Origin of the sequence: Halomonas sp. Cn5-12, from assembly GCF_021532545.1 — a bacterium.
GTDB classification, from domain to species: Bacteria; Pseudomonadota; Gammaproteobacteria; order Pseudomonadales; family Halomonadaceae; genus Vreelandella; species Vreelandella aquamarina.
The window spans coordinates 1-24,384 of the sequence record NZ_JAKGAY010000042.1; the positions used below are offsets into that span (position 1 = coordinate 1).

At 59.3% G+C, this 24,384-nt stretch carries 21 protein-coding genes; 7 read left to right on the forward strand and 14 right to left on the reverse strand.

Going from position 1 to position 24,384, the window contains the following annotated elements; genetic code table 11:
- Positions 1-145: 145 nt before the first annotated feature.
- Together cobA and L1249_RS15865 are read right to left on the reverse strand one after the other, a co-directional pair.
- The gene (gene cobA, locus L1249_RS15860; protein WP_228169055.1) at positions 146-1,042 is read right to left on the reverse strand and encodes a uroporphyrinogen-III C-methyltransferase; all 897 of its coding nucleotides are present in this window, start codon (positions 1,040-1,042) and stop codon (positions 146-148) included.
- Positions 1,002-3,728, reverse strand: coding sequence for a nitrate reductase (locus L1249_RS15865; RefSeq protein WP_228169054.1), 2,727 nt, complete (start codon positions 3,726-3,728; stop codon positions 1,002-1,004). The genes cobA and L1249_RS15865 overlap by 41 nt, the downstream gene beginning before the upstream one ends.
- Positions 3,729-4,362: 634 nt before the next feature.
- Between L1249_RS15865 and L1249_RS15870 the strand changes: the two genes are divergently transcribed.
- The 3 genes from L1249_RS15870 to nirD are packed head-to-tail and all read left to right on the forward strand — an operon-like array spanning position 4,363 to position 8,616.
- Complete coding sequence (locus L1249_RS15870) at positions 4,363-5,670, forward strand: NAD(P)/FAD-dependent oxidoreductase (RefSeq protein ID WP_139525227.1); 1,308 nt, start codon at positions 4,363-4,365, stop codon at positions 5,668-5,670.
- 17 nt (positions 5,671-5,687) lie between these two features.
- On the forward strand, positions 5,688-8,213 hold the full coding sequence (gene nirB / locus L1249_RS15875) for a nitrite reductase large subunit NirB (protein ID WP_235253729.1): 2,526 nt from the start codon (positions 5,688-5,690) through the stop codon (positions 8,211-8,213).
- Positions 8,214-8,241: 28 nt separating this feature from the next.
- On the forward strand, positions 8,242-8,616 hold the full coding sequence (gene nirD / locus L1249_RS15880) for a nitrite reductase small subunit NirD (RefSeq protein WP_058578651.1): 375 nt from the start codon (positions 8,242-8,244) through the stop codon (positions 8,614-8,616).
- Between the two features lie 88 nt (positions 8,617-8,704).
- Here the strand turns inward: nirD and L1249_RS15885 are convergent, their stop codons facing one another.
- Both L1249_RS15885 and L1249_RS15890 read right to left on the reverse strand, forming a co-directional pair.
- Positions 8,705-9,541, reverse strand: coding sequence for an alpha/beta fold hydrolase (locus L1249_RS15885; protein ID WP_058578652.1), 837 nt, complete (start codon positions 9,539-9,541; stop codon positions 8,705-8,707).
- Positions 9,542-9,587: 46 nt separating this feature from the next.
- Positions 9,588-10,142 carry a GNAT family N-acetyltransferase gene (locus L1249_RS15890; protein ID WP_058578653.1) on the reverse strand — a complete coding sequence of 185 codons (555 nt, stop codon included), beginning with the start codon at positions 10,140-10,142 and terminating at the stop codon, positions 9,588-9,590.
- 129 nt (positions 10,143-10,271) lie between these two features.
- On the opposite strand from L1249_RS15890, the gene L1249_RS15895 reads away from it, so the two are divergent.
- Positions 10,272-11,210 (forward strand): cation diffusion facilitator family transporter, encoded by a 939-nt coding sequence (locus tag L1249_RS15895; RefSeq protein ID WP_058578654.1) that lies wholly within the window; start codon positions 10,272-10,274, stop codon positions 11,208-11,210.
- Between the two features lie 44 nt (positions 11,211-11,254).
- On the opposite strand, the gene L1249_RS15900 is transcribed toward L1249_RS15895, so the two are convergent.
- The 5 genes from L1249_RS15900 to L1249_RS17610 all read right to left on the reverse strand — a co-directional run bounded on the left by L1249_RS15900 (position 11,255) and on the right by L1249_RS17610 (position 16,232).
- Positions 11,255-12,751, reverse strand: coding sequence for an alanine/glycine:cation symporter family protein (locus L1249_RS15900; RefSeq protein ID WP_228169052.1), 1,497 nt, complete (start codon positions 12,749-12,751; stop codon positions 11,255-11,257).
- 90 nt (positions 12,752-12,841) lie between these two features.
- Positions 12,842-13,609 (reverse strand): metallophosphoesterase, encoded by a 768-nt coding sequence (locus L1249_RS15905; RefSeq protein ID WP_054641358.1) that lies wholly within the window; start codon positions 13,607-13,609, stop codon positions 12,842-12,844.
- Between the two features lie 43 nt (positions 13,610-13,652).
- Positions 13,653-14,456 (reverse strand): alpha/beta fold hydrolase, encoded by an 804-nt coding sequence (locus tag L1249_RS15910; RefSeq protein ID WP_139525221.1) that lies wholly within the window; start codon positions 14,454-14,456, stop codon positions 13,653-13,655.
- Positions 14,457-14,519: 63 nt separating this feature from the next.
- The gene (locus L1249_RS15915) at positions 14,520-15,860 is read right to left on the reverse strand and encodes a thiamine pyrophosphate-dependent enzyme (RefSeq protein WP_323133918.1); all 1,341 of its coding nucleotides are present in this window, start codon (positions 15,858-15,860) and stop codon (positions 14,520-14,522) included.
- 75 nt (positions 15,861-15,935) lie between these two features.
- Positions 15,936-16,232 (reverse strand): thiamine pyrophosphate-binding protein, encoded by a 297-nt coding sequence (locus tag L1249_RS17610; RefSeq protein ID WP_288101585.1) that lies wholly within the window; start codon positions 16,230-16,232, stop codon positions 15,936-15,938.
- A gap of 574 nt (positions 16,233-16,806) precedes the next feature.
- Between L1249_RS17610 and L1249_RS17495 the strand changes: the two genes are divergently transcribed.
- Complete coding sequence (locus tag L1249_RS17495) at positions 16,807-16,929, forward strand: hypothetical protein (protein WP_255303821.1); 123 nt, start codon at positions 16,807-16,809, stop codon at positions 16,927-16,929.
- A gap of 54 nt (positions 16,930-16,983) precedes the next feature.
- Here L1249_RS17495 and speG read toward each other — a convergent pair whose 3' ends face one another.
- Complete coding sequence (gene speG / locus L1249_RS15925) at positions 16,984-17,538, reverse strand: spermidine N1-acetyltransferase (RefSeq protein WP_228169051.1); 555 nt, start codon at positions 17,536-17,538, stop codon at positions 16,984-16,986.
- Between the two features lie 124 nt (positions 17,539-17,662).
- Positions 17,663-19,021 (reverse strand): NAD(P)/FAD-dependent oxidoreductase, encoded by a 1,359-nt coding sequence (locus L1249_RS15930; RefSeq protein ID WP_228169050.1) that lies wholly within the window; start codon positions 19,019-19,021, stop codon positions 17,663-17,665.
- Here L1249_RS15930 and ltaE point away from each other — a divergent pair.
- Positions 19,020-20,030 carry a low-specificity L-threonine aldolase gene (gene ltaE / locus L1249_RS15935; RefSeq protein WP_054641357.1) on the forward strand — a complete coding sequence of 337 codons (1,011 nt, stop codon included), beginning with the start codon at positions 19,020-19,022 and terminating at the stop codon, positions 20,028-20,030. The two genes, L1249_RS15930 and ltaE, sit on opposite strands and share 2 nt — an antisense overlap.
- A gap of 40 nt (positions 20,031-20,070) precedes the next feature.
- On the opposite strand, the gene L1249_RS15940 is transcribed toward ltaE, so the two are convergent.
- The 3 genes from L1249_RS15940 to fhuB form a co-directional block, all read right to left on the reverse strand.
- Positions 20,071-20,682 (reverse strand): LysE/ArgO family amino acid transporter, encoded by a 612-nt coding sequence (locus tag L1249_RS15940; RefSeq protein WP_054645171.1) that lies wholly within the window; start codon positions 20,680-20,682, stop codon positions 20,071-20,073.
- 154 nt (positions 20,683-20,836) lie between these two features.
- Positions 20,837-21,625: a siderophore-iron reductase FhuF gene (gene fhuF, locus L1249_RS15945; RefSeq protein ID WP_058578658.1), complete on the reverse strand. Its 789-nt coding sequence runs from the start codon at positions 21,623-21,625 to the stop codon at positions 20,837-20,839.
- A complete protein-coding gene (gene fhuB, locus L1249_RS15950) occupies positions 21,622-23,613 on the reverse strand; it encodes a Fe(3+)-hydroxamate ABC transporter permease FhuB (protein ID WP_058578659.1) in 1,992 nt (663 codons plus the stop codon). Before fhuB ends, fhuF begins: the two co-directional genes overlap by 4 nt.
- Positions 23,614-23,918: 305 nt before the next feature.
- On the opposite strand from fhuB, the gene L1249_RS15955 reads away from it, so the two are divergent.
- Positions 23,919-24,384 (forward strand): transposase (locus tag L1249_RS15955; protein WP_235253731.1); only part of this gene is annotated, 466 nt, incomplete at its 3' end.

Here is a 24,384-nt window from a genome sequence, read left to right on the forward strand (position 1 = left end):
TTTGTAGGCACGCTTTGTCATGCTGTATAAATATCAGGGTAATGAGGCGAAGTCAATTTGGCACCGCTACGCGGTGCGCGCTTGTATCACCGCCCGACTGGGCGATGCTTTACGCGCTGTTTGGTAAAAGAACACGACTCGGCTATCAATGCTGCTGCCAGCACTGCGTTTGACAGAGTCGAGCGGCGGGGCTGTGGGCCACCATGCTCACCACACTCCCCACCATAATGAGGCAGGGTGATGGCAGCGGCTGAGCGGCAAGGCGTTCGGGCATATCGGCTAGCGTGCCCACCAGGGACTGCTGCTCGAGCTGGCTGGCGTTGGCCACCAGCATGATAGGCCACGTATCGGGCAGGCCCGCTTGGCGCAGGCCATGGCAAATGGCGGCCACTTTGGAGAGCCCCATGTAGAACACCAGGGTCTCGTCTTGACGCGCCAGCGATGCCCAGTCCGGCATACCGCCTTCCCGGCATAGCTGAGCCGTAATAAAACGCACCTGCTGGGCGTGACCGCGATCAGTAAGCGGGATTCCCATTCCCGCCGCTGCGGCGGAGGCGGCGGTAATACCCGGCACAATCTCTGCGGGCAGCTCGGCCTCTGCCAGAGCCGCTAACTCTTCGCCCATGCGCCCAAACACGCCGGGGTCGCCACCCTTCAAGCGCACTACCGATTTGCCTGCCTGGGCCAGGGAGACGATCAGCGCACCAATTTCTGCCTGAGGCATGCTGTGATGGCCGCTGGCTTTGCCAACATAGTAGCGCTCGGTGCCCGGAGGAATGAGCCCTAACACCTCGTCCCCGACAAGGCGGTCATACACTACTGCGTCTGCCTGCATCAGCAACCGTGCGGCTTTCAGCGTCAGCAGCTCGACATCGCCGCTGCCCGCGCCGACCAAATAGACGGTGCCTGGGTGGCACTCACCGCTTAACGGCAAGCGCAAGCGCGTGGCGGTATCGCGACTAAAAGGCGCCCACGCCCGCTGACCCAAGCGCCACAGCGCTTCAGGCCACTTCTGTGTTAGCTGTTTGCTTAGCGCGCGCATGGGGCCGCTCCTCTTCAAGTATCGCTTTTAGTTCGGGTAGGCAGCTGCCGCACTGGGTGCCGCAGGCCAGTCGTGCGCCTAACGCTTCGACGCTGGTATCGCCCGCATGAATCGCTTTCACAATGCTGGCTTGGCCAACCTGGTGGCAGCTGCACACCACCGGGCCAGTATCGACAGCACCATCATCGCACCCGGCCAGCAGGCGTCTACGGTGCTGTGTCTCCAGGGTAGCGTCATTGAAGCGCGCTTCAAGCCAGGCAAGCCCGGGCAGTTCGTCGGGTGGCCCCACCATCAACCACCAGCGCAGCCGCCCGTTCACTACTCCCGCTGCGCGCAGCCTACCCGTTGCCGGGTCGTCACACCACAAAGAGACAGGCATGCCGCACCACGCTTCCACCTGTGCCAGCCAATCCTTAACTGGCTGGCTATCCGCTAGCTGCCAACGGGTGCAGCTGGCCATCGGGATACGCGCCCAGTAATCGCTGCGACACCAAGGCGACGGTGGCTCGGCAAGCTCGTCGTTGGCGAGCAGAAGCGTCGCCTGCCAAGCAGCGGGAAGCGGGTTCACCACCACCGCCCCCTGTTTGGCTTCCGGCTGTCCGGACAGTGGATCCGTATACCCCTGAATCAATGCGCCGCTGCGCCCCTGCTTGGTAAAGCAGTCGGTCCAGTGCATCGGCACGAACACCTCGCCTCGGCGTTGGGCGTTGGAGACCCGAACCCGCCCACGGTACTCCCCGGCGGCAGCGGTCAACTTGGCCAAGCTTTGATCCGTTAAGCCCGCCTGGGCGGCATCCTCCGGGTGCAGCTCGATGAAGGGTTCGGCGCGGTGGTTCATCAAGCGCGGCGCACGGGCGGTACGCGTCATAGTATGCCACTGATCCCGTATACGCCCGGTATTCAAGCGCAACGGGTAATCGTAGCTCAGTGGCTGCGCCGGCGGTCGCGGCGTAATCGGCAGCAGTTTCGCGCGACCGTTAGGCGTCGCAAACCGGCCATCTTCGAACAGCCTTGCCGTTCCACGGGGGGCCTGCTGAGTCACGGGCCACTGGATCGGAGCGAGCGCATCATAAGCCGATTGGCCCAGGCCTGCCAGCCCTGAAATGTCGAATAGCCGCTGGGTATCGCCGTTATTTTCATGGCCTGAAAGGCGCGCGTGCTCATCGAAAATCTCCCATGGCTGGGTGTAATCGAAGGCTTCGCCCCACCCTAAGCGTTTTGCTACTTCGCAGAGTATCCACCAGTCGTGCTTGGCCTCGCCGGGGGGAGGCAGCATCCCCCGCTGGCGGGAAATGCGCCGCTCCGAGTTGGTCACCGTGCCATCCTTCTCCGACCAGCCCGACGCGGGCAGCACGATATCCGCAAAGGGCAGCAGGTCGGTATTGGCGACGCACTCCGAGACGATCACCAGCGGGCATTTTGCCAGCGCGCGGCGCACTTTCTCCCCATCCGGCATACTCACTGCTGGATTGGTGGCCATCACCCACAGGGCGCTAATCTCGCCACGCTCGATGGCATCAAAGAGCTCCACCGCCTTGTAACCCGGGGCGTCCGGTAGTACGGGCGTTAAGTGCTGGGTAGTCCAGAAGCGGCTAACCAACTCACGCGCACCCGGGGTGTGGTAATCCATATGCGCCGCCAGCTGATTGGCCAACCCGCCTACTTCCCGCCCGCCCATGGCATTGGGCTGGCCAGTGATCGAAAACGGCCCCGCCCCCGGCAGGCCGATTTTCCCGCCCGCTAGATGGCAGTTGATGATCGCGTTGCACTTGTCGGTACCGCTGGAGGATTGATTCACCCCCTGAGAGTAGAGCGTGACCACGTGGAGCTGGCTGGCAAACCAGTAATAGAAGGTTTCCAGGCGTTCAGGATCCACATCACATTCGCGAGCAACGGCTTCCACGCTGCCTGCACTCTGCTTGGCAGCGCCCAGCGCGTCGTCTAACCCCTCGGTGTGGCGTTCTAAGTACACGCCATCCAATCGGTTATGGTCGTCCATCCACGCCAGCAGCCCGTTGAACAGATACGCATCGCTACCCGGACGAATACCCAGGTAAAGATCGGCCATTTCACAGGTGTCAGTCACTCGGGGGTCAATCACCACGACCCGCATCAGCGGGTTGCGCTCTTTGGCAACCTTCAAGCGCTGATAGAGCACCGGGTGATTCCAGGCAAGGTTAGACCCTACCAGCACCACCAGCTCTGCCTCTTCTAGGTCTTCATAGCTGCAAGGCACCGCATCGGCTCCAAAGGCGCGCTTGTAGCCCGCCACGGCAGATGCCATGCAGAGCCGCGAGTTGGTATCCAGGTGCGGAGTGCCCAAGAAGCCTTTAAACAGCTTGTTGGCAACGTAATAATCTTCGGTTAAGAGTTGCCCAGACAGATACGCCGCCACCGACTGCGGGCCATGGGCGCTGCGCTGCGCTTGCAAGTGTTCGGCGGTGGTGGTGAGCGCCTGCTCCCAAGAGACCTCCTGGCCGTCCACGCGCGGCTTCAGCAAGCGCCCCTGCTCTCCTAGCGTTTCGTGCAGCGCGGTGCCTTTCACGCACAGGCGGCCATAGTTGGCTGGGTGCTCGCGGTCTCCTTCGACGGCGATGAGCTGCCCGTTCTCCAGCGTGGCGGTAACGCCGCAGCCGACGCCGCAGTAGGGGCAGGTGGTTCGGGCGAGCCGATTGGCCTGTGGCATGGCAGTTTCCTCCCGCGTTAAAAAGCAAAAAGCGCCCAAGCCAGCTTCAAAAGAAGCCTGCCTGGACGCCGTTGTCTCAGGGGCACCATTTACCCGGTGCCGTACTCATCAGTGATTTGCTGCCGTTGGTATTGTTCGACGCAATTTATGGTTGTGATCGTTATGAGCAAAGACCCTGCACTGAGCCGTTGTTCCTTGTTACTTGAACAAATGCAAACCCTGCGCCCACTCGGCCTTAAAACCATTAAATATTATAAAAACAATAACTTATAAACATGCTTGTATTTTCATTACTCGCTAAAGGAATGCTCTTTGTCGAATAAGCGGCTAAAGGGGGTGCATGAATCGTCGCTCAAGCACCAAAGTAGGGCACGCCAACTCAACTATGCGCGGCCCACCGAATCCTCAAAAACGCTTAATACGCTGATTAAGCTGAATTAAATCCACCTGCGGCAAGAGCTGGCGGGCTTTTTGCTGACCACTAGGATAAGACAGTTCGGCAACCAACGGCGGTTGCTGCGCGTTATCGACGACGCCAACGGGCAACGACGCCCCTGACACTCCCTTCTTGAGAGGGCTGTGCCAGGGGCGTTTTTATTTGCTGAACATGATGCTTCAACCAAAGGAGCTACCCATGGAAATCGCTTCCCGGTGCTCACAGACAGACCACCTCGTCATCATCGGTAACGGCATGGCGAGCCAGCGACTGCTCGACGCGCTGGTTCGACATCCCCAGCGCCCCCACCGCATTACGGTGGTGGGTGAGGAGCCGGTGCCTGCCTATAACCGTATTTTGCTCTCCCCTTTATTGGCAGGCGAACTGGCGCCCGAGGCGCTCACTCTGCAAGACGCCTCCTGGTACGCCGATAACGACGTCACGCTGATACTTGGCGACCGCGTGACCGCCATCGACCGCGAACGCCGCCTGCTCATCACACATCGCGGCAACACGTTACGCTATGACCGCTTGGTCTTGGCCACTGGCTCGCGCCCCGCGCTGCCAGCGGTGCCCGGCATCACGCTCGACGGTGTTCACACGTTTCGCGACCTGCGCGACGTCAGCGCCTTGGAAGCCATTGCTCGGCAAGGCGGCAACGCCGTGGTGATTGGCGGCGGCTTGCTTGGGCTGGAAGCCGCCGAAGGGCTGCGCAAACGGGGCGGACGCGCGCTCACCGTCAGCGTTTTGCAGCGCAGTCATCGGTTGATGAACCGTCAGCTAGACACCACCGCCGCTCAGTTGCTGGAAGCCACGCTGCGCGAACGCGGCATCCTCATTGAAACCGGCGCATCGCTCGCCGCCTTGGAAGATAACGGTCGAGGACAGGTGCAGTCGGTCACCCTGAGCGATGGCCGAAAGCTTCCTGCCGATAGCATCATCGTGGCGGCGGGCATTACCCCGAATGCGGAGCTAGGACAGCAGAGTGGACTCGTCTGCGATCGCGCCATCGTCGTGGACGGCCACCTGACCACTTCCGACGCCCACATCCATGCGCTAGGCGAATGCTGCCAGTTCGAGCAGCACACTTACGGGCTGGTGGAACCGATTTGGCGGCAGGTGGACGTGCTGGCCGCCGTGCTGTGTGGTGAAACGCCCGCGGCGTATCAAGAAGCCCCCACGGCCACCAAACTCAAGGTCAGCGGTGTCAGCCTGTTTGCCTTTGGCCCCACCGAGGCCGCCGCCAAGCACGAAGAACTTCGCTACCAAGACCCAGAAACCGGCGACTACTGCCGCTTACTGCTCCAGCAAGGCCGCCTCGTCGGCGCGGTGCTGTATGGCGATACCCGCCACGGCCCCTGGTACTTCGAGCAGGCGCTGGCCGCGACCGATTTAACCGCGTGCCGCCACCTGCTTCTGTTTGGCGCCACCGATGCCCAAACGGCGCTCGATGCGCATCTCGACACCTCGTCACCCTCTTTATCTCTCCCCCGTGAGGCGGCTTAGCTATGGTGAATCACACAATGTCTACTCCCACTACGTCTTCCAACAAACAAACGCTGATCATTGTAGGTAACGGCATGGTCGGCCACCATTTTGCCGAACAGCTGGTGGAAAGCGGCGCGCTGGCCGGGTTTGACGTCACTATCTTTGGCGAAGAGCGCCATCGCGCTTACGACCGGGTGCATCTATCCGAGTACTTTAGCGGCCGCGACGCAGAGTCGCTGGCCCTGTGTGATGCCGATTACTACCGCAGCCACGGCATTCGACTACGCAGCGGCGAAGCGGTCACCTCGATCGATCGCGAACAGCAGCGGGTGGTGACCGAACAAGGCCACTACGCCTATGACCAGCTCGTGCTGGCCACCGGCTCTTTCCCCTTTGTGCCCCCCATTCCCGGCAACGACAGCGACGGCTGTTTGGTCTACCGCACCCTGGATGATCTGGATGCCATTCAGGCAGCGGCCAAAAACGCCACCAACGGCGTGGTGGTCGGTGGCGGCTTGCTCGGCCTGGAAGCCGCCAACGCGCTGCGCGGACTGAACCTGGACACCGCCGTGGTGGAATTCGCCCCGCGTTTGATGCCCATGCAGGTGGATAGCGAAGGCGGCGAGCTGCTCAGAGAGAAAATTGAAGCCCTGGGCGTTCAGGTCCTCACCGAGCGTGCGACTCAACGTATCGAACCCGGCGACACCAGCCGCCTACGCATGGTTTTCCAAGACGACAAGGTGCTGGAAACCGACCTGATCGTCTTCTCCGCCGGTATTCGCCCGCAAGACAGCCTCGCCCGAGAGTGCGGTTTGAGCATCGGCGAACGCGGCGGCGTGGTGATCGACGACCAGTGCCGCACCAGCGACCCGAACATCTTCGCCATTGGCGAGGTAGCGCTATGGAATCAGAGTATCTTCGGCCTCGTCGCCCCTGGTTACCAAATGGCCAAAACGGCCGTCGCCACGCTAACGGGGGGCGATGACCGTTTTAGCGGTGCCGACATGAGCACCAAACTCAAGCTGTTGGGTGTGGATGTCGGCTCCATTGGCGATGCCCACGGCAACCAGAACCCTGGTGCCCGCATGTTCCGCTACCTCGACCCGCTCACCCAGGTCTACCGCAAACTGGTCGTCACGGGCGACGGTAAGAAGCTGCTGGGCGCCATGCTGGTAGGCGATAACAGTGTGTATGACACGCTGCTGCAGTACTACGCCAACGGTATCGAGCTGCCTAAGGAACCCGCATCGCTCATTTTGCCGCAACAAAGCGGTGCCGCCCCAGCCCTGGGGCCGGATGCCCTGCCGGACACGGCGATGATTTGCTCTTGCCACAACGTGACCAAAGGCAGCATCTGCAGCGCCATCGACGCGGGCGCGGCGGATCTTGGCAGCGTCAAAGGCGCGACCAAAGCCAGCACCGGCTGCGGCGGCTGCGCGGCGCTGCTCAAAAGCGTGGTGGACCACGAACTGGAGGCCCGCGGCGTCGAGGTGGATACATCGATCTGCGAGCACTTCGCCCATACCCGCCAAGGGCTTTACGACATCGTGCGTGTCGAAGGCATCAAGACGTTCAGCGAGCTGATGGAGAAGCACGGCAACGCCGAGACGCACCAACTAGGCTGCGATATCTGCAAACCGGCGGTGGCCTCGATTCTCGCCTCCTGCTTCAACGAGCCGATCACCGATGCCGCCCACGTGCCGCTGCAGGATACCAACGACACCTTCATGGCCAATATGCAGAAAAACGGCACCTATTCGGTGGTGCCGCGCATTGCCGGCGGTGAAATCACCCCGGATAAACTGGTCGTGCTCGGGCAGGTGGCCCAGAAATATCAGCTCTACACCAAGATTACCGGCGGGCAGCGCATCGACCTGTTCGGCGCGCGGCTGGAAGACCTGCCGGCCATTTGGGGCGAACTGATCGAGGCGGGCTTCGAGACGGGCCACGCTTACGGCAAATCGCTGCGCACCGTGAAATCTTGCGTCGGCAGTACCTGGTGTCGCTACGGCGTGCAGGACAGCGTGGGCATGGCGATTCAATTGGAGAACCGCTACAAGGGCCTGCGTGCCCCGCACAAGATCAAGTTTGGCGTTTCCGGCTGTACCCGGGAGTGCGCCGAAGCGCAGAGCAAAGACATCGGCATCATCGCCACCGAAAACGGCTGGAACCTCTACGTGTGCGGCAACGGCGGCATGCGCCCGCGCCATGCGGAACTCTTCGCCACCGATTTGGATGACGAGCAGCTCTACCGCACCATCGACCGCTTTTTGATGTTCTACGTGCGTACGGCCGACCGCTTACAGCGCACCTCGGTGTGGCGGGAAAACCTGGAAGGTGGCCTCGACTACCTCAAAGAAGTGATTCTGGAGGATAGCCTAGGCCTAGGTGACGAGCTGGAGCGTCAAATGCAGCACGTGGTGGAGAGCTACCAGTGTGAGTGGGCCAACGCCATCAGCAACCCTGAAAAGCTCAAGCGCTTTAGAAGTTTCGTCAACGATACGCGGCCCGATCCCTCCATCATCATGACGTCGGAGCGCGGCCAGCTCCGCCCTGCGTAATCCAGTGACCACCGAATCGAGGATGACCATGACCACCACCGCACTCAAAACAACGAACCGCAACGCTACTTGGCAACCGCTCTGCACCAAAGCAGACCTCGTGGCGTTTTCCGGCGTCGCCGCATGGCTGACGACATCGGCAGGCCCAGCCCAAGTGGCGCTGTTCTATCTGCCCGGCCACTCCCAAGAGCTCTATGCCCTGGATCACTTCGACCCTTTCTCGAAGGCCCATGTGATTGCCCGTGGCATCGTCGGCGATATCAAAGGCAGTCCCGTCGTGGCCTCGCCACTCTACAAACAGCACTTCCGCCTAGAGGATGGCCAATGCCTGGAAGAAGATGAGGTAAAGCTGCGCACTTGGCGCGTCGCTTTCAAGGGGGATGAGGTGTGGGTGGAAGGCTAGCCAAACGCATGCTTCTACAGCGCCACCCTGCCATGCAAACAGCCGCGCCGCCTTTCCAGGCGGCGCGGCTGTTTGAGAGGGACGCTCTTTATTGATCCAAAAACCGGATCAGCGCCTGGTTGAATGCCTCGGGATGGGTGGCGTTCAGCCCGTGTGGGCCGCCCTCGATCACCTCTAGCGACGCGTTGGGTAGCAGCTCAGCGGCGCGTTTGCCGCTCACTTCAAATGGAACGATGCCGTCAGCATCCCCGTGTAAGACCAGCGCCGGAATGTCGATCTTGGGTAAATCCTGGCGAAAATCGGTGTAGCTAAACGCCTTGATACAGTCGTACGTCGCCTTAGGCGAGGCGAACGCCGCGATATCGCGGTGGTAAAGCCGGTTCGGCTCGCTGATCAGGTCGCTGTTGTCGTTGGCGGTAAAGAAATTCTTGGTGAAATCGTCCAAGAACGCGATACGGTCGCCTTGCACCCCCTGCAGGAACTGGTCGATGGTGGCATCGTCCAGCCCGCCTTCCGGGTTATCGTCGGTTTTATACAGATAAGGCGGCACCGCCGCAGCCAGCACCGCTTTACTGACACGCTCGGTGCCGTAGCTCGACAAATAGCGCGCGACTTCGCCGCCCCCCATGGAAAAGCCCACCAGGGTCGCATCGTTGAGATCCAGCACGTCCAGCAGCTTTTTGAGATCCGAGGCGAGTGTATCGTAATCGTAACCACCATCCGCTTGCGTCGAGCGGCCAAAGCCACGGCGGTCATAGGTCACCACTTTATAGCCTGCTTCCACCAACGCGGGTACCTGCTTCTCCCAGGAGCGCCCACTCAATGGCCAACCGTGGATCAGTACGACCGGTTTACCTGCCCCGTGAACCTCGTAATAAATCTCGACCGGTGTGCCCTGCTCGGTCCCTGCATTCAGAAATGGCATCGCATCAACCTCCTGGTTTGGCGTTAACGGAAAACGTCATTCAAGGCTAGTACAACGTGTTATTAGCTGCCAAACCATGGGACAAGGCAGGTGAGTACTCGAATATCCAGCAATCTCTAGGCGCTCCACTTACCCTGGAGTAGCCAGGCAATCGCTTCTGGGCGGTAAATCCACCTTTTGCCAGGACACGTTGGGAAGCTGCGTTGTCCACCGCCACGACGGCTTCCAACTGCGTAACACCGTACACGCAACGCGCCTCCGTCAGCAGGTGTTTAAGTGCGCTCTGCGCCACCCCCCGACCACCGGCACCCTGCGCAATCCGATATCCCACCCAGGCATGATCATCGGCAATGTTACGTAGGTTAGCGCGTCCCACGATGACACCTCGCTGGCGAATGATGAGCGGATGCATCTTGCGCTGCGCATTGAGTGCTAAACAATCGATGATGTGTTTAGCCACCCCTTGTAAGGTGTAAAAGCACTCGGGCCTGGCCTCGATATGCTGCTCGAACCACGCACGCTCTGCGCGCTCGAACTGCAGCAGCTCAACCGCATCTTCGTGCGTTAACAAATGGAAGGTTACGTCTTTGACATGGCTCATCTCCACATCCCTCCTTGGGTGCAGTGCAGGGGTAAGCTCATGGCGGGGCATAAATCACTGACATTCCCTATCGTGATATTGCTATGCTTGCCAGCCTCTTGATTCGGTAGGCATGGGAGCCATACGTTCGTGAAGACAGAATCCAGTACCTTGGCCTTTTCCGCCTTCATGGCACTGCTGATTGGCTGTGCCGGTATTGTGGCCACCTTGGCCTCGAACTCCCAAGCCATCCTATTGGACGGCTTGTTCAATCTTATCTACTTTAGCGTAGCGCTGGTGACCATCAAGGTCAGCAAGCTGGCCAGTCGCCCAGATAGCGAGTCGTACCCCTTTGGTTACAGCTACTTCGAGTCGCTGGTTAATCTATGCAAAGGTTTGCTGATTTTGGGGGTATCCATCTTCGCGCTGGTAGATGCCGTGGCCGCTTTGCTGACGGGTGGGCGGGAGATTTCTGCAGGGCTTGCGGTAATGTATGCGCTGTTTGCGACCGCCGCTTGCTCGCTCACTGCCTGGGTCATGCAGCGTAGTCAACGCCATGTCAGTAGCCCCTTGGTGGCCGCCGACAAACTAAACTGGCTGGTCAATAGCGTGATTTCAGGGGCCGTACTGGCGGCTTTTTGCCTAGTGATGCTGTTTGATCGTCTCGGCTGGCGGACTGTTCTTCCCTACATCGATTCGGTCTTGGTCATTGCGGTCGTCGTCCTCTGCCTGGGGGTCCCCGTGCGCATGGCATCGCAAGCGCTAAGAGAGCTGCTCAACAAAACTCCGGAAGAAGCCGTCGCCGAACCGGTGCGCCAAGCCGTTGCCCGTGGCCTTGCCGATATCGACACCCTGGAAGTGCGCGTGCGTATGGTGCGCCCCGGCCGCCTGCTCTACGTCATCGTCCATGTGGTGCTGCCCAAGGGCCTCCCCGAAGCGACACTGGCGAAACAGGACGCGCTGCGTCAGCGCATCGACGAAGAAGTACGCCGCGACTATTCGCCCGTGGTGTGCGACGTGGTCTTTACTGCCGACAACCGCTGGGCGGCGCCCTCTTGTGGGCTGTTGGTAGAGAAACCTGCTAGCTAAACCCTAACACGTCAAGAGCGGCTCGAAGGCCGCTCTTGACGCGCTTACCGGTCGACCGGCTTTTCATCTTTTACCGGCCACACATCCTCATCCACTAGCTCTGGATTTTTGAGTATGGCGGGGTCGAACAGCGGTTCCTCGATGCCCTGTCGCCGCTGGCGTTCGTAATCCTTCAACACCGAGACCGCAATCGGCGCCATCAGTAGAATGGCAAACAGGTTGGTCGTGGCCATCAGGCCCATGGCGAGGTCGGCAAAATCCCAGACCACGCTGAGTTCAGCGACAGAGCCCAGCAACACCATGGCGATGATAACGATCTTGAATGCGCCCACCGCTTTTTTGGCGTGGCGGCGGAACAGGTATTCGATGTTTACCGAAGAGAAGGAGAAGTTGGCCAAAATCGAGGTAAAGGCAAAAAACAGTATGGCAATGGCAATAAAGATCTCACCAAAGCCCCCTAGATGATCCACCATGGCATCTTGGGTAAGCTGGATGCCCTCGATGCTCTCCCCCGGCGACTCGGATAGCAGCCGTTCATAAACACCGGAAAGCAGAATCACCACCGCCGTGCAGCTACAAATCACGATGGTATCGACAAACACCCCAAAGGATTGCACTAACCCCTGGGCTGCTGGATGCTTCACAGTGGCCTGGGCCGCCGCATTGGGGGTCGAGCCCATACCGGCCTCGTTAGAAAAGAGGCCGCGCTTGATGCCGTTTTCCATGGCGGCCTTGATGGCGTAACCCGCCGCGCCACCGACCGCCGGGCCTAACCCAAAGGCACTCATCACGATCAATGACAGCATGTCGGGCACGGCGGAGAGGTTGGCAAACAGAATCCATAGCGCCACCAGCAGGTAGGCAATGGCCATGACCGGTACGATTTTCTCAGCCGTGCGTGCCACCGACTTTAACCCGCCATAGATCACGACACCTGCCAGTGCCGCAATCACCACGCCGGTCAGCCAGTTAGGAATGCCAAAGGCACCGCTCATGCCCTGGGCAATGGTGTTGGATTGCGCCGCATTGAATGCCAGTCCGTAGGCAATGATCAAGAACACCGCAAACAGCGACCCCAACCAGCGCCAACCCAGACAGCGCTCGATATAGAACGCAGGGCCGCCGCGAAAGACGCCATCTTCGTTGCGGTGCTTGTACACCTGCGCCAACGTCGACTCGATAAACGAGGTCGCAAACCCTGCCAGGGCCGTCACCCACATCCAAAAAATCGCTCCCGGCCCGCCAATCCATAGTGCCAGAGCGACACCCGCCAAATTACCGGTTCCGACCCGCGCCGCCATGGAGGTCGCGAATGCCTGAAAACCACTGATGCCATCTCCCGCTCCGCGCGCGGTAAAGGTCACGTGGGCCATGTGCCGAAACATGCGAAACTGCATCCCGCGCGTCATGATCGTGAACAGCAGGCCTGCTCCCAGTAGCAGGTATACCAGGATATAGCTCCAGATAAAGTTGCTGATGGGCATCATGACGGCATAAAGGCCGTCGCGAAGTGGCCCTAGCACCGTTTCTAATAATTCCATGGCCTTTCACTCCCTGTGGTTATATGAGCAACTGTCATCGTCACAAGTAGGAGTGTAGCTAGGTTATAGAGCAGCGCGTCATTTCAGCCCTTATTCACCTACCGTGACCACCCAATCAGGCCGAAACAGCGGCGGCGAAAACTCCTCTGGATAACCGCCCGGGTTGGCGATAACGCGGGTGCCATCGCACCACGTATCCACCGGCTCGTGAACGTGACCATGGATCCAGAGATCCATCTTGCCCATTAAGTGCGGCAAGTGGGAGGCAAAGGCTGGGGACAACGAATCGCCTAAGTACTGCTCTGGAATACAGCGATGTAAGGGCGCATGGTGTGTAATCACCACGCGGGGGCCATCAAAAGCTTGTTGGAGTTCATCTTGCAGCCACGTCAGTGCTTCCCGGTGCATGTATTGGCTGGCTTGAGGCGTGAACACTTGGCCGGGGGCCGTGGTAATGATGCGAAAATCAGGCATGTAACGCAGCGCTTTAGACTCGGTATCGGCAGGGTTGCGTGTGGGGTCATCGGCATAAAGCGCGAAATCCGTCCATAGCGTGGTGCCATAAAAGCGCACGCCTCTTAGGGTCACGCAGCGATTATCCAGCAGTTCGATATCATACCGAGCGGCTTCCAGCGCTAACTCTTGGCGCAGCAGCGGCATGCAGGTGCCATAGAACTCATGGTTGCCCGGCACGTAAAGAATCGGCAGGTCGGGAAACTGCTGGCGTGCCCACGCCAGCCCTTCTGCTCTTCGATGAATATCCCCTGCCAGCACCACCACATCCGCGTCGGCAGGGGGCAGCTCGCGGTGACCATCAAAATGCTCTAAATGAAGATCGGATAAGACTCTTAAACGCATAGAACGTCTCACGTGGTGCCTACATGGGCTTGGTATCGGGTCGTCAATCGTCAAGGCGAAAAATAAACTGACGGATGAACTCCACCACGACGGCTTCGGCCTCCCGGTGTGGCACATGACCGATGCCGGGCAACATTTCGCAGTGGGCGGGGCCTTGGGTGTAGCGGGCAATGCGTTCAGGCTGACGGTGAGAGCCGTATTCATCCTTCTCGCCATGCAGCACGAGCGTAGGGCACCGCACACGTTCAAGCGCAGGAGTGAGGGACCACGCCGCAAATTCGGGGCTTAGCCAAGTATCCGTCCAGGCATCGAACACCCAACGGGCTTTGTTGCCGTGGTACTTGACCAGCTTAGCGAACTGTTCCGGCGTCTGAAACGTCGCTTTTGCCTCTTCGATCCCTTGTCGCGTGCGATTTTCATTGAACGCTTGGGCGGCGATAGTGACGAGCCCCTGGCACTGCGAAAAATAATATCCGGCGCAGTGCACGGCCATACAGCCACCCACGCTATGGCCTAACGCAATAAAGCGAGTCACCTGTAGCGCATGACAGATGGCCGCAAAGTTGCCCCTCGCTTCATCGTCGATAAAACTGAGCGGCAATGGTGTTGAAGATGCATCGGAGCGGCCAAAGCCGAGCCGGTCATAGGCAATGACCCGTTGCCGCGTTGCTGCGCATAATGCTTCGGGGAAGTTGCGCCACAAATCCACGCACCCGAGAGAGTCGTGAAACAGTAGGATAGGAACCTCTGATCGTATTCGATCTGGTTCCCAAGTGCGCGTAAATAAACGACCGTTGGGGGTACTCACCCAACGGTCATAGTGATGAATAGCTGGCGTTAGCGTCATAGCATTGCTCTTGATATTGTCAGTGTGTCATGCGCCACTGCCAACATAGCATGCGATAACCCACTAGCGTTTCAAGAAGTTGCTTTTGACTAAGTGAACGACCTCATCCATGCGCCCGCTCAACACGGCTTTAGCGGAGTAGAGGGCGGTCGAGGCTACCTGCCCGGCCTCGACCTTGGGGGGCATCACCAGCTCCATGGGATTCACCACCACATCCAACAAGGCAGGCCCCGGCTGGGCGAGCCACTGGCTAATCGCGACGTCCAGCTCGTCTTCTTGCTCGACTCGGCGGCCCCATAATCCCATGGCAGCGGCAACCTCGCCAAAGTTGGGGTTTTCGAGCTCGGTGTAGGCATCGAGCATTCCCTCTACTTTTTGTTCTAACTCCACAAAGCTCAAGGAACTGTTGTTATACACCACGATTTTTAGCGGAATTTGCTGCTGTACCAGGGTCAATAAATCCCCCATCAGCATGGTTAACCCGCCATCCCCGCACATGGCAATGACTTGGCGGTGGGGATGCGCGAGCTGAATACCCAATGCCTGAGGATACGCATTGGCCATGGTGCCATGCTGCAAGCTCGCGAGGGTGCGGCGCTGCTGGGAGGCGTGAATATGGCGCAGCATCCATACGTTGACACTGCCAGTGTCTGCCGTAAACAGTGCGTTCTCTGCCGCGTGACGGTCAATCGCCAACGTCAGCTCTTGTGGGTGGATCACTTGGCTATCATGACTTCCATGGGCAGACTTTTCCAACGACTTGGCGTAGCGCTTGCGGCACTTCTCTAGCCAGTGACTGCGCGTATTTTCCTTCACGACTTGAACGAGCGCCTCGCAAGTATCCCGCGTACTGCCGACGATGCCCACGTCCACCGGATAGCGCTTGCCAATTTGTGCGGGATCTCGATCTACCTGAATGATCGTAGCGCGCTCCGGATAGAACTGAGTGAACGCGAAATTACAGCCGAGTAGCAGCAGCGTGTCGCACTCGGCCACTGCATGGTAGCCGCCTTCAAGTCCATAAACGCCCGTCATTCCCACGTGATAGGGATTGTCGTGCTCCATGAAATCTTTTGCCCGGGATGTCCAGGCAATCGGTGCTTGCAGCTTTTCGGCAAGCGCGATCACCTGCTCCCGTGCATCGTCGCAGCCAGCGCCTGCAAAAATAGTGATGTTGCCGCCTTTATTGAGCTGCTCGACGGCGGGCACTAGCGTCTCTGCCGTCGGGCGTACCGAGTAGCTAAACCGGTGCGTGCGATAGCCCAGCTGATTCTCCGGGGTTTGTATCATCACATCACCTGGCACGATAAGGACCGCAACGCCACCTCTGGCAAGCGCCGCTTGGGCGGCTAACGCGGCCATGCGCCGCGCCTGCTCGGCGGAGACGACGGTTTCGCAAAACACGCTGTACTGCTTGAAAATAGCGCTTTGATCGACTTCCTGCGGGAACTGACTGCCCGTTTCGCCTAGCGCGATTTGCTAGGCGATAAGCACGACAGGTGAACCATTGCGATGCGCATCGAACAAACCGTTCACGAAGTGCAGGCTACCAGGGCCACAGGAGCCTGCGCAGAGCGCTAGCTCCTGTGTCATATAGGCTTCGCCACCGGCGGCAAAACCACCGACTTCCTCGTGGCGAACGCCCACCCACTGGATGTCACTTTGCCGTAGGGCGTCCGTAAAGTGGTTCAACGTATCGCCCACCACACCATAGCAGCGCTTGGCGCCGGCGCTTTGCAGGGTTTCGACGATGATCTCAGCAACGTTTGCGCTCATTTGCGACTCCTTTCGCGGGGGAAATGGCACGTCCACCACCAAGCCTAGACCGAGACGATGAGTTTTGCCGGGCAGTCAGAGAGTAGCACACCATGCTGCGTCGCAGCATAAATGGGTCTACACTGAAAAGGGTGCCCTATAGGAGGACCCTGCGATGACCAACTCGAGCGTCATCACACCCGTGAGCGATGAGGTGCTAGCGTTTTGGCAATGTCAGGCGTATTGGCTGCGCGCCGCCAACGATGCCATCGCCGATTTTTACGGATAGCCAGCGCTTATGCGCCTGTATTTGCCTACTTAGACGAAAAGATAACCTGCAAAGCCGACACAGCGTGTCGGCTTTTTTATATTATGAAAACCTTTTCCATTCAATGATCTAACAAGCATCTTCGTATTGACGCCCCTTTTTGTAAGCTATTTCTTACGCGACATGGCAAATCACTTACATCTTTTGGACTAGAAACGCTCTGCAAAAGCGCCTAGTATTCATATCACAGCTATCTTACTGCACTGCACAAAGCAAGCTGCGTATAACAAAAACGATTCCTCTACCTCTGCACCAGGAGTGTTCGCCATGAAGGATGCCATTACTCATAATGCGGCCATGGAAGTCGACGTCATGGAAGTCTGGGCAAAACGCGCGCAGCAGCAACGCGCCGCGTTCGACGCCCTCGCTGCCTATATGCGCCAGCAGTAAGGCACTGACTACGTCTTGGTCAGCGCCTTTGGCAAACGACCAAGACGTGGGGTGTCATGACTCCCAACCGCCCTCTTCAATGGGCTGCTGATCCAACTGCGCCAGATACGTCTCCTGCAGGATATACATACGTTTGACGTCACGGTATTGGCCGTTGATGAAGAATTCCTGTACCAAGTGGCCCTCTTCGATGAACCCGCTCTCCTCGTAGAGATGGATCGCTTTGACGTTCTGTACCGCTACGATCAAGTAGACCTTGTGCAGATTCAAAATCGTGAAGGAGTAGTGCAGCGCTTGGCGAATCAGTGAGCGTGCGAACCCTTTGCCCTGGTGCTCTGGGGTAATGATGATCTGAAACTCGGCGCTGCGGTGGATGTAGTCGATTTCGATCAGTTCCACCAAACCAATCGCGTTACCGGCGCTGTCTTCGGCTACGAAACGCCGTTCGGCGTTGTCGTGTATATGCTTGTTGTACAGCTCTTCGAGTTCATCGAAAGATTCGTAAGGCTCCTCGAACCAGTACGACATGATGCTCTGGTTGTTATTGAGTTCATGGACGAAGCGCAAATCATTGCGCTCCAGGGCACGAAGGAACAAAGCGGGACTCATGGTCGACACTCTCTTAATTCATCAAACGAGACAATGCCATCACACGGGCAATGTGGCAGGTCAGTCATTTTAACGACAGGATTGACGCAACTGGGTGTGTTAGCCCTCGTAGTGTAGCGTTTTATTAACGGCGCGTTGACGCCATCGAAGGCTCTCGCTGAAAGGAGAACAACGCCCCAAGGGGGTGCTCGCGACCTTCGATCAGTGCACGCAGCAGTTGGGCACCTATCATGCTATACGTGATGCCGTTACCGCCGTAGGCCATGGCGAAATGCACTCGAGGACCTAGCGCCTCGTGAGGCCCGAAATAGGGCAAACCGTCGTCGGTTTCCGCGAACGTGCCACCCCAGCAAAACGTCGGATTGATCTCAAGGTCAGGCCACAGTGCTTCTACCTTGGCCGCCAGCGTTCGCGCTTTTTCCATCACCCGTGCGTCCCGACGCTCGGCAATGTCTTCATCGTCATCCTCTCCGCCGATCAATAACCGCCCTTCTTGCGTGGAACGCAGGTAGAGATACGGTCGTGCGGACTCCCACACCAACGTGTGTCCCAGCTTGCCCAATACCTCGCGAGGCAAGGGGTCGGTCACAAACGCATAGCTACTACGATTGGCAGCCACTGGCGCTGGCAACCACGTTTGGCTTTCGTACCCAGAAGCGATAATGACCTGTTGGCAACGCAGCGTAGCCCCATTACGAAGCCGAACGTTGACGCCGTCGTCATCAGTTATCAGCTGCTCCACCTGGGTGCGATCGAACACTTGGCTGCCCCGACGGACGACGTTTTCCAGTAAGTGATATGCCATGCGGTATGGGTCGATACGGGCGGCCAACGAGGACAGGATCGCCCCTGGCGCTGAAAAGCCGTAGTCAGCCTCAATCGCACGCTGTTCCAGCCAAGCGACATCGAAGCCGAAGCGCTTGCGCATCGCAAGCTCAGCCTTCAACGCGTCGACATCCGCTTCTTGGTTCGCGAAGTAGAGGCTCTTCTGGCGACTGAAAGCGACATTACCCAGCTCGGCAGCCAAGCGCTCTAGCGAGACAATCGCCTCGGCGCAGCTTCGATAGGCCATCACGGCATTGGCCTCACCGTACTGCTCGGCCAAATGCACCATATGGGTGTCGATTTCATACTGCAGTAGCGCGGTACTGGCCGCAGAGCTTCCCCATCCTACATCACGCCTCTCGAGCACCACGACGCGATGGCCGTGGCGGCTTAGCTCGTCGGCGATCAAAGCACCGGTAATACCGCCGCCAATAATCACTGTTTCCGCTTGCAAATCCTGGTTAAGCTGCGGAAAAGGGGTCAATAATCCATTTTTTACCGTCCAGAACGGATAACCACTTTTAAGATCCATCTTATTGCCTATGCTGGATTGCCATACGGTCAGACCGGGCAGATAAACGTTGGGTGTCGCACCCATTAACCATAGTGGATGATTGGCAGCGTGCCCTGTCTCTGCCTCAACCAGGAGTCGTTCCATGAAGATTGATTTAAGAAGCGATACGGTGACACGCCCTACCGCCGCCATGCGAGACGCCATGATGGCGGCCCCGCTGGGCGACGACGTATGGGGCGACGACCCGACGGTGAACGCCTTTCAAGCCACGCTGGCCGAGCGTGCGGGTAAAGAAGCGGCGCTGCTTTTCCCCAGCGGCACCCAGAGCAACCTGGTGGCTTTGATGGCCCACTGCGAGCGGGGTGATGAGTACATCGTCGGCCAGAACGCCCACACCTATCGCTACGAAGGGGGCGGTGCCGCGGTATTGGGCAGCATTCAACCCCAGCCGATCGAAAACGCACCAGACGGCAGCCTGCCCCTCGACAAAATCGCCGCCGCCGTCAAGGCCGATGACTTCCACTTTGCCCGTACTCGGCTCTTGGCGCTGGAGAACACCATAGGTGGCAAGGTACTGCCTGCCGAGTACGTGCAGCAGGCCACCGCGCTGGCCCGAGAACACGGCCTGGCTACCCACCTAGACGGTGCCCGGCTATTCAATGCCGCCGTGGCCACGGACACCTCTCTCAAACAGCTTTGTCAGCCTTTCGACAGCGTGTCGCTATGCTTCTCGAAGGGGTTAGGCACGCCCATGGGCTCGGCACTGGTGGGCTCTCAGGCATTGATCGACCGGGCTCGACGTTGGCGAAAGGTCGTGGGTGGCGGTATGCGCCAAGCAGGCCTCATCGCTGCCGCCTGCCAGCACGCCCTGGATCACCACGTGGCAGATTTGGCTCACGACCACCGTCGTGCGGCACGCTTGGCCGAAGGTTTGGCAGCCTTTTCCGCCATCGAGGTGACCTCCCAGGCCACCAATATGGTATTCGTGCGCATCGACCCAGCGCATGTCGCGCCGTTGGCTAAGTGGCTCAAGGCGAATGGCGTGCTGATAGAACTTCTTTACGCTACGCGCATGGTCGTGCATCGAGACATTAGCGACGACGATATCGAACAAGTGCTGACCATCGTCCAGCGCTACTTCGATCAGGCGTAGCCGGAGGATGCGTTTCTTGCACGTTGCTTAAACACGTTGCTTAAAACAGTACCGAGTCGAACGCAAGGTGCACTGCGATGGCCGCCATCATCAGGCCGATCAGCCCATCGATGGTGCGCCATGCGCCGGGACGGGAGAGCCATGGCGATAGCGCCGCCCCGCCCCAGGCCAACAGGCTGAACCAGAGAATCGACGCTGTCGACGCCCCCGCGACGAACACGCCAGCACTCTCCTGCTGGGCACCAATGGCGGGAATCAGCAGCAGCGTATCGAGGTAGACCTGCGGGTTGAGCACCGTCACCGCTAGTGTCGCCAGCAGCACACTGCGCAGGCTGCGGGCTTTGACGCCGTTGACTTTCAAGCCTTCACGGCCGCTGACTGCACGCCATAGCGCTTGTGCCGCCAGCCAACTCAAGAACAGCACGCCCACCCAGCGCATGGCTTCCATGGCGCTCGGCATGGTGAGCAAAAATGCGCTGGCACCAAACATGCCGGCCGTCAGTAGCACGACATCCGCACTCATGCACAGCCCCGCCGACCACCAGTGGTATTCGCGGCGAACGGCCAGCCCCAGCACGTAAGCGTTCTGCGCCCCAATCGCCATGATGATGCCGCCACACACCACTAACCCCGTTAGGTAGCTTTCCCACATTACCCCGTCCTCTTTATCAGTATCCGCGATTCACTGGCAATAAAGTAACGGAGCGTACTGATTACCAAAAATCATACTGCTAATGAGGCATTATTTTTTCTAATGAAAATCGGTCATCTTTGGCCACTACTTTCGCTCGATCGGCCATGCTCTCCTAACGGCGTTGCTTGCTCGGCTTGTTCTCAGGTTTGAGCGGGCAGCCGCCGCAAAGCGGCTCGCCGGGCAGCCGATACTTGATACAGCAGAGTCGTCTCACCCTGGACGGTGTCTCACCCCCCAGTTCCAGATAACGCACCGGCTGATAAAGAGGGTTTCGCCGCCCATCGGGAAGCGTCTTGGTATCGAGATAATCCAACAGTGGGTCACCGGCAGCCGAAAACTCCGGGTGCCGCGAGCAGGCCTTGCCCACAAATTCAACGTAGTGCCCCAGGTTGCTCCAGAACACTTTGGCAGAGAGTCCCGAGATCACCGCCAGCAGCTCGATCAGCGGCGCGCAATGGTCATCGAATAAACGACAAAATCGCGCCTGGGGTGCGCTGGACGACAATGGCACGCCCCCATGGGGCAGCCAGATACGCGCGGTCTGGCCCTGATCGCCAACCGCCAACCGCAACTCATCTCCAGCCAATGGCAACTCGTAGCCCAGTAGCAGATTGGCCACAAGCGTCGGGATCGCGACACTGCTGAAGTGAAATTTCGACCAAATCGACGCAATGGCTTTGCCGTCAGCATGGTCACCGTGGCTACGGCCATAGCGCGCCAGTTGCTCACTCAAGAAGCCTCGATCCAGCAATGCAGAGGCTGCCAGCGTCGGTTCGTCAGGCGGACCAAACGCTGGAGCTTTCAGGTTCTCCAGCGGCGGCTGGCGGTACAGCGCTATCAGCGCCTCCGCAGGGTTCGCTGTCGCCCAAAGCTCACTTGGTTTGGTCGCCACACACCTCATAGCCGCCGCAGCCCCCACATGAAATAAGCACCGCCAATCAAGGAGGCGACCAAGCCAGCCGGTATCTCATAAGGGAAAATGATCTGACGGCCGACCCAGTCCGCCAGCACCATCAGCAGCATACCGATCAACGCCGCCCCTAACAGATGCTGGCCCGCGCGCGAGAAGCCGACCAAGCGGGCCATGTGCGGTGCTAACAAACCAATAAACGATAACGGCCCCACCACCAAGGTGGCGCAAGCGGTGAGCAGTGCAACGAGCAGTAGCAGCGCTAAACGCGCGCGGTTGAGCGTGACGCCAAGCGCCTTGGCCGTCGCTGCGCCCAGTGGCAGGATATCCAGCCAGCGGGTAAAAGGCAGCGTGACGAGCGCCAGTACGGCGGCAATGCCCCCGACCACCACGGCGTTGGTGATATCCACGTAGTAGGTGGAGCCCGCCAGCCAGGCGATCACCTGCTGGCCACGCGGGTCACCGCCTGCCAGCATCACGCTGCGCACCGCATCAAACAGAGCGCTGACGGCCACCCCGGTGAGCAGCAAACGCTCGGGGAGATAGCCGCTTTTACGGTTAATCCCCACCAATACCAACAGCGTCGCAAAAGCGCCCAGGGTGCCGACCCCGATCAACGTGAAGTTGGTCGGCGCGGGCAGCAGGAAAATCCCCAGAATCAGCGCAATGGCACAACCACCGCTAATACCTAAGACTTCAGGGCTGGCCATGGGGTTGGCCGAAAGGCGCTGAAGAATCGTTCCGGCAATCGCCAGCATCAACCCGCTGGCGGCGGCCGCCATCACTCGCGGCAGGCGCCACTGCATCACGTTCCAGTTATCCGGCGACAGCCAATACCAGCCATCGACACCTTGGCCAACGAGCAGACCAAGCAGCGTGGCGCCTAGTAGCGCGAGGAGCAAACCAGCGGCCAAGCGGGAAGGCGCCGGGTGACGATGGGCGAACACTCCCGCCCCTTTTGGCGGTTGGTCGCCTTGCAATTTCAAGCGCGGAATCAGCCACATCAACAGCGGTGCCCCTAGGGCACCGGTAATCGCTCCGGTGGGAATAAAGGCTGCCACCATGCCCCCGAACTGCTGCAGCAGCAGATCCGTGGTCGCCAGCAGTACCGCCCCCAATAGCGTCGACCATATCAGCCGCGACCTCAATCGACGCGCCCCCGCCATGCGTACGATGTTGGGTGCAGCCAAGCCAATGAAGCCGATGATCCCCACCACGCTGACGATGCTGCCGGTAATGAACACCGCCAGCCCCATGCCCGCAAAGCGTAGGTAAGTCAGCGATACCCCTAGGCTCTTGGCGCTGGCATCGTCCAGTTCCAGCACCGCCAGAGGGCGCAGCAAAAACCAAGCGGCGACACAGCTAATTGCCAGCCGCGGCCAGAGAGTCGCCACGCCGTCCCAACCGTTTTGCGCCAGCGATCCCGCGCCCCAAATCAGCAGCCCGGAAAGCGCCTCGTGGTTAAACAGCAACAGCGCGGTGGAGAGTGCGCCCAGGTATAAATTAACGACCAGGCCCGCCAACACCACCACAACAGGGGCCAAACCGCGCCGCCAGGAGAGCAGGAACACCAGCCCCACCGCTAGCGCGCCACCCGACAAGGCGACCCACTCACGCCCCACCACCAGCAGCCCTGGCGCCAGCAAGGTAGCGGTCATCAGCGCCAGATTAGCGCCCGATGCCACCCCCAACGTGGTGGGTGACGCCAACGGGTTGCGCAGCACCTGCTGCATGAGCACGCCCGCCAGCCCCAAACCGCCCCCGGCCAACAGCGCGATCGAGAGGCGCGGCCACCAGGCGTAATGGAGCAGAAGCTCGTCGACATTCTCGAAAGAAGGGGCCACTAATGCCTCTAGGCCCAGCGCAAAACCGCCTTGGCTCTCTAGGCCGACCCAAAACAGCACGACCATCGGCAGGCTCAGCAACAGACAAGCTTTCGCGGGGGTCATTCCTCCCATTCGTTGAGCAGCGCCTAGCATGAGACCCCTCCGTTGGTGGTGGCGGGACGATTCACCAAAAGAGCGTGAGTAGGCGGCTGCGTCATGGGAGTGACCTTAGGATATAAGCAAACGAGTGGATGGAAATGAGCGCTTGAATGACTGTCGAAGATTCTAAATGATAATAATTAGCACTACAATTGACCCCTTGATTTATGTCTCCGCATGAGGAACCCCATCATCCCGCCTTATTCATGAGGCCGACCTGAAAACGAAGATAGCGGATGGTATTCTCTTGAGAAATCAGAACGTTCCGGCAAGAACCTGAACCAAGAGAGCCATCCGCTATGGGTGAAAGCCTATCCACCTGGACGCCCTCGTGCAACAGCTCTGTCCGTGTCGAGTTGAGCGGCCAGCGCACCACCAGCGACAGCGGCGCTTTGCTGCTGCGTGAAGCCCTCGACAACAGCGGCGCGGTTGAGGCGCTGGAAGACAACCTAGTCGATCCGCGTCACCCGCTGCGTATCCGCCACTCACTGGCCAGTCAGCTGCGTACCCTGGTGCTGCAGCGTGCCATGGGTTGGATCGATCTCAGCGATACCGACTCGCTGCGCCGTGACCCGCTCTGGCAGTTGGCCTGCAGCGACGCGCGTGGGATGACGCCCCTGGCCCAGGACCGGCCGTCGCAAGCCACGCTGTCGCGGCTGCTGACCTGCCTTGGCCGCAACGACAACATCGATGTCGTGCACGAAGGCCTGCTGCGACTGGTGCTCTGGCGCCTGACCTCGCTGAAGAACGGGGAGCGGCCCAGGC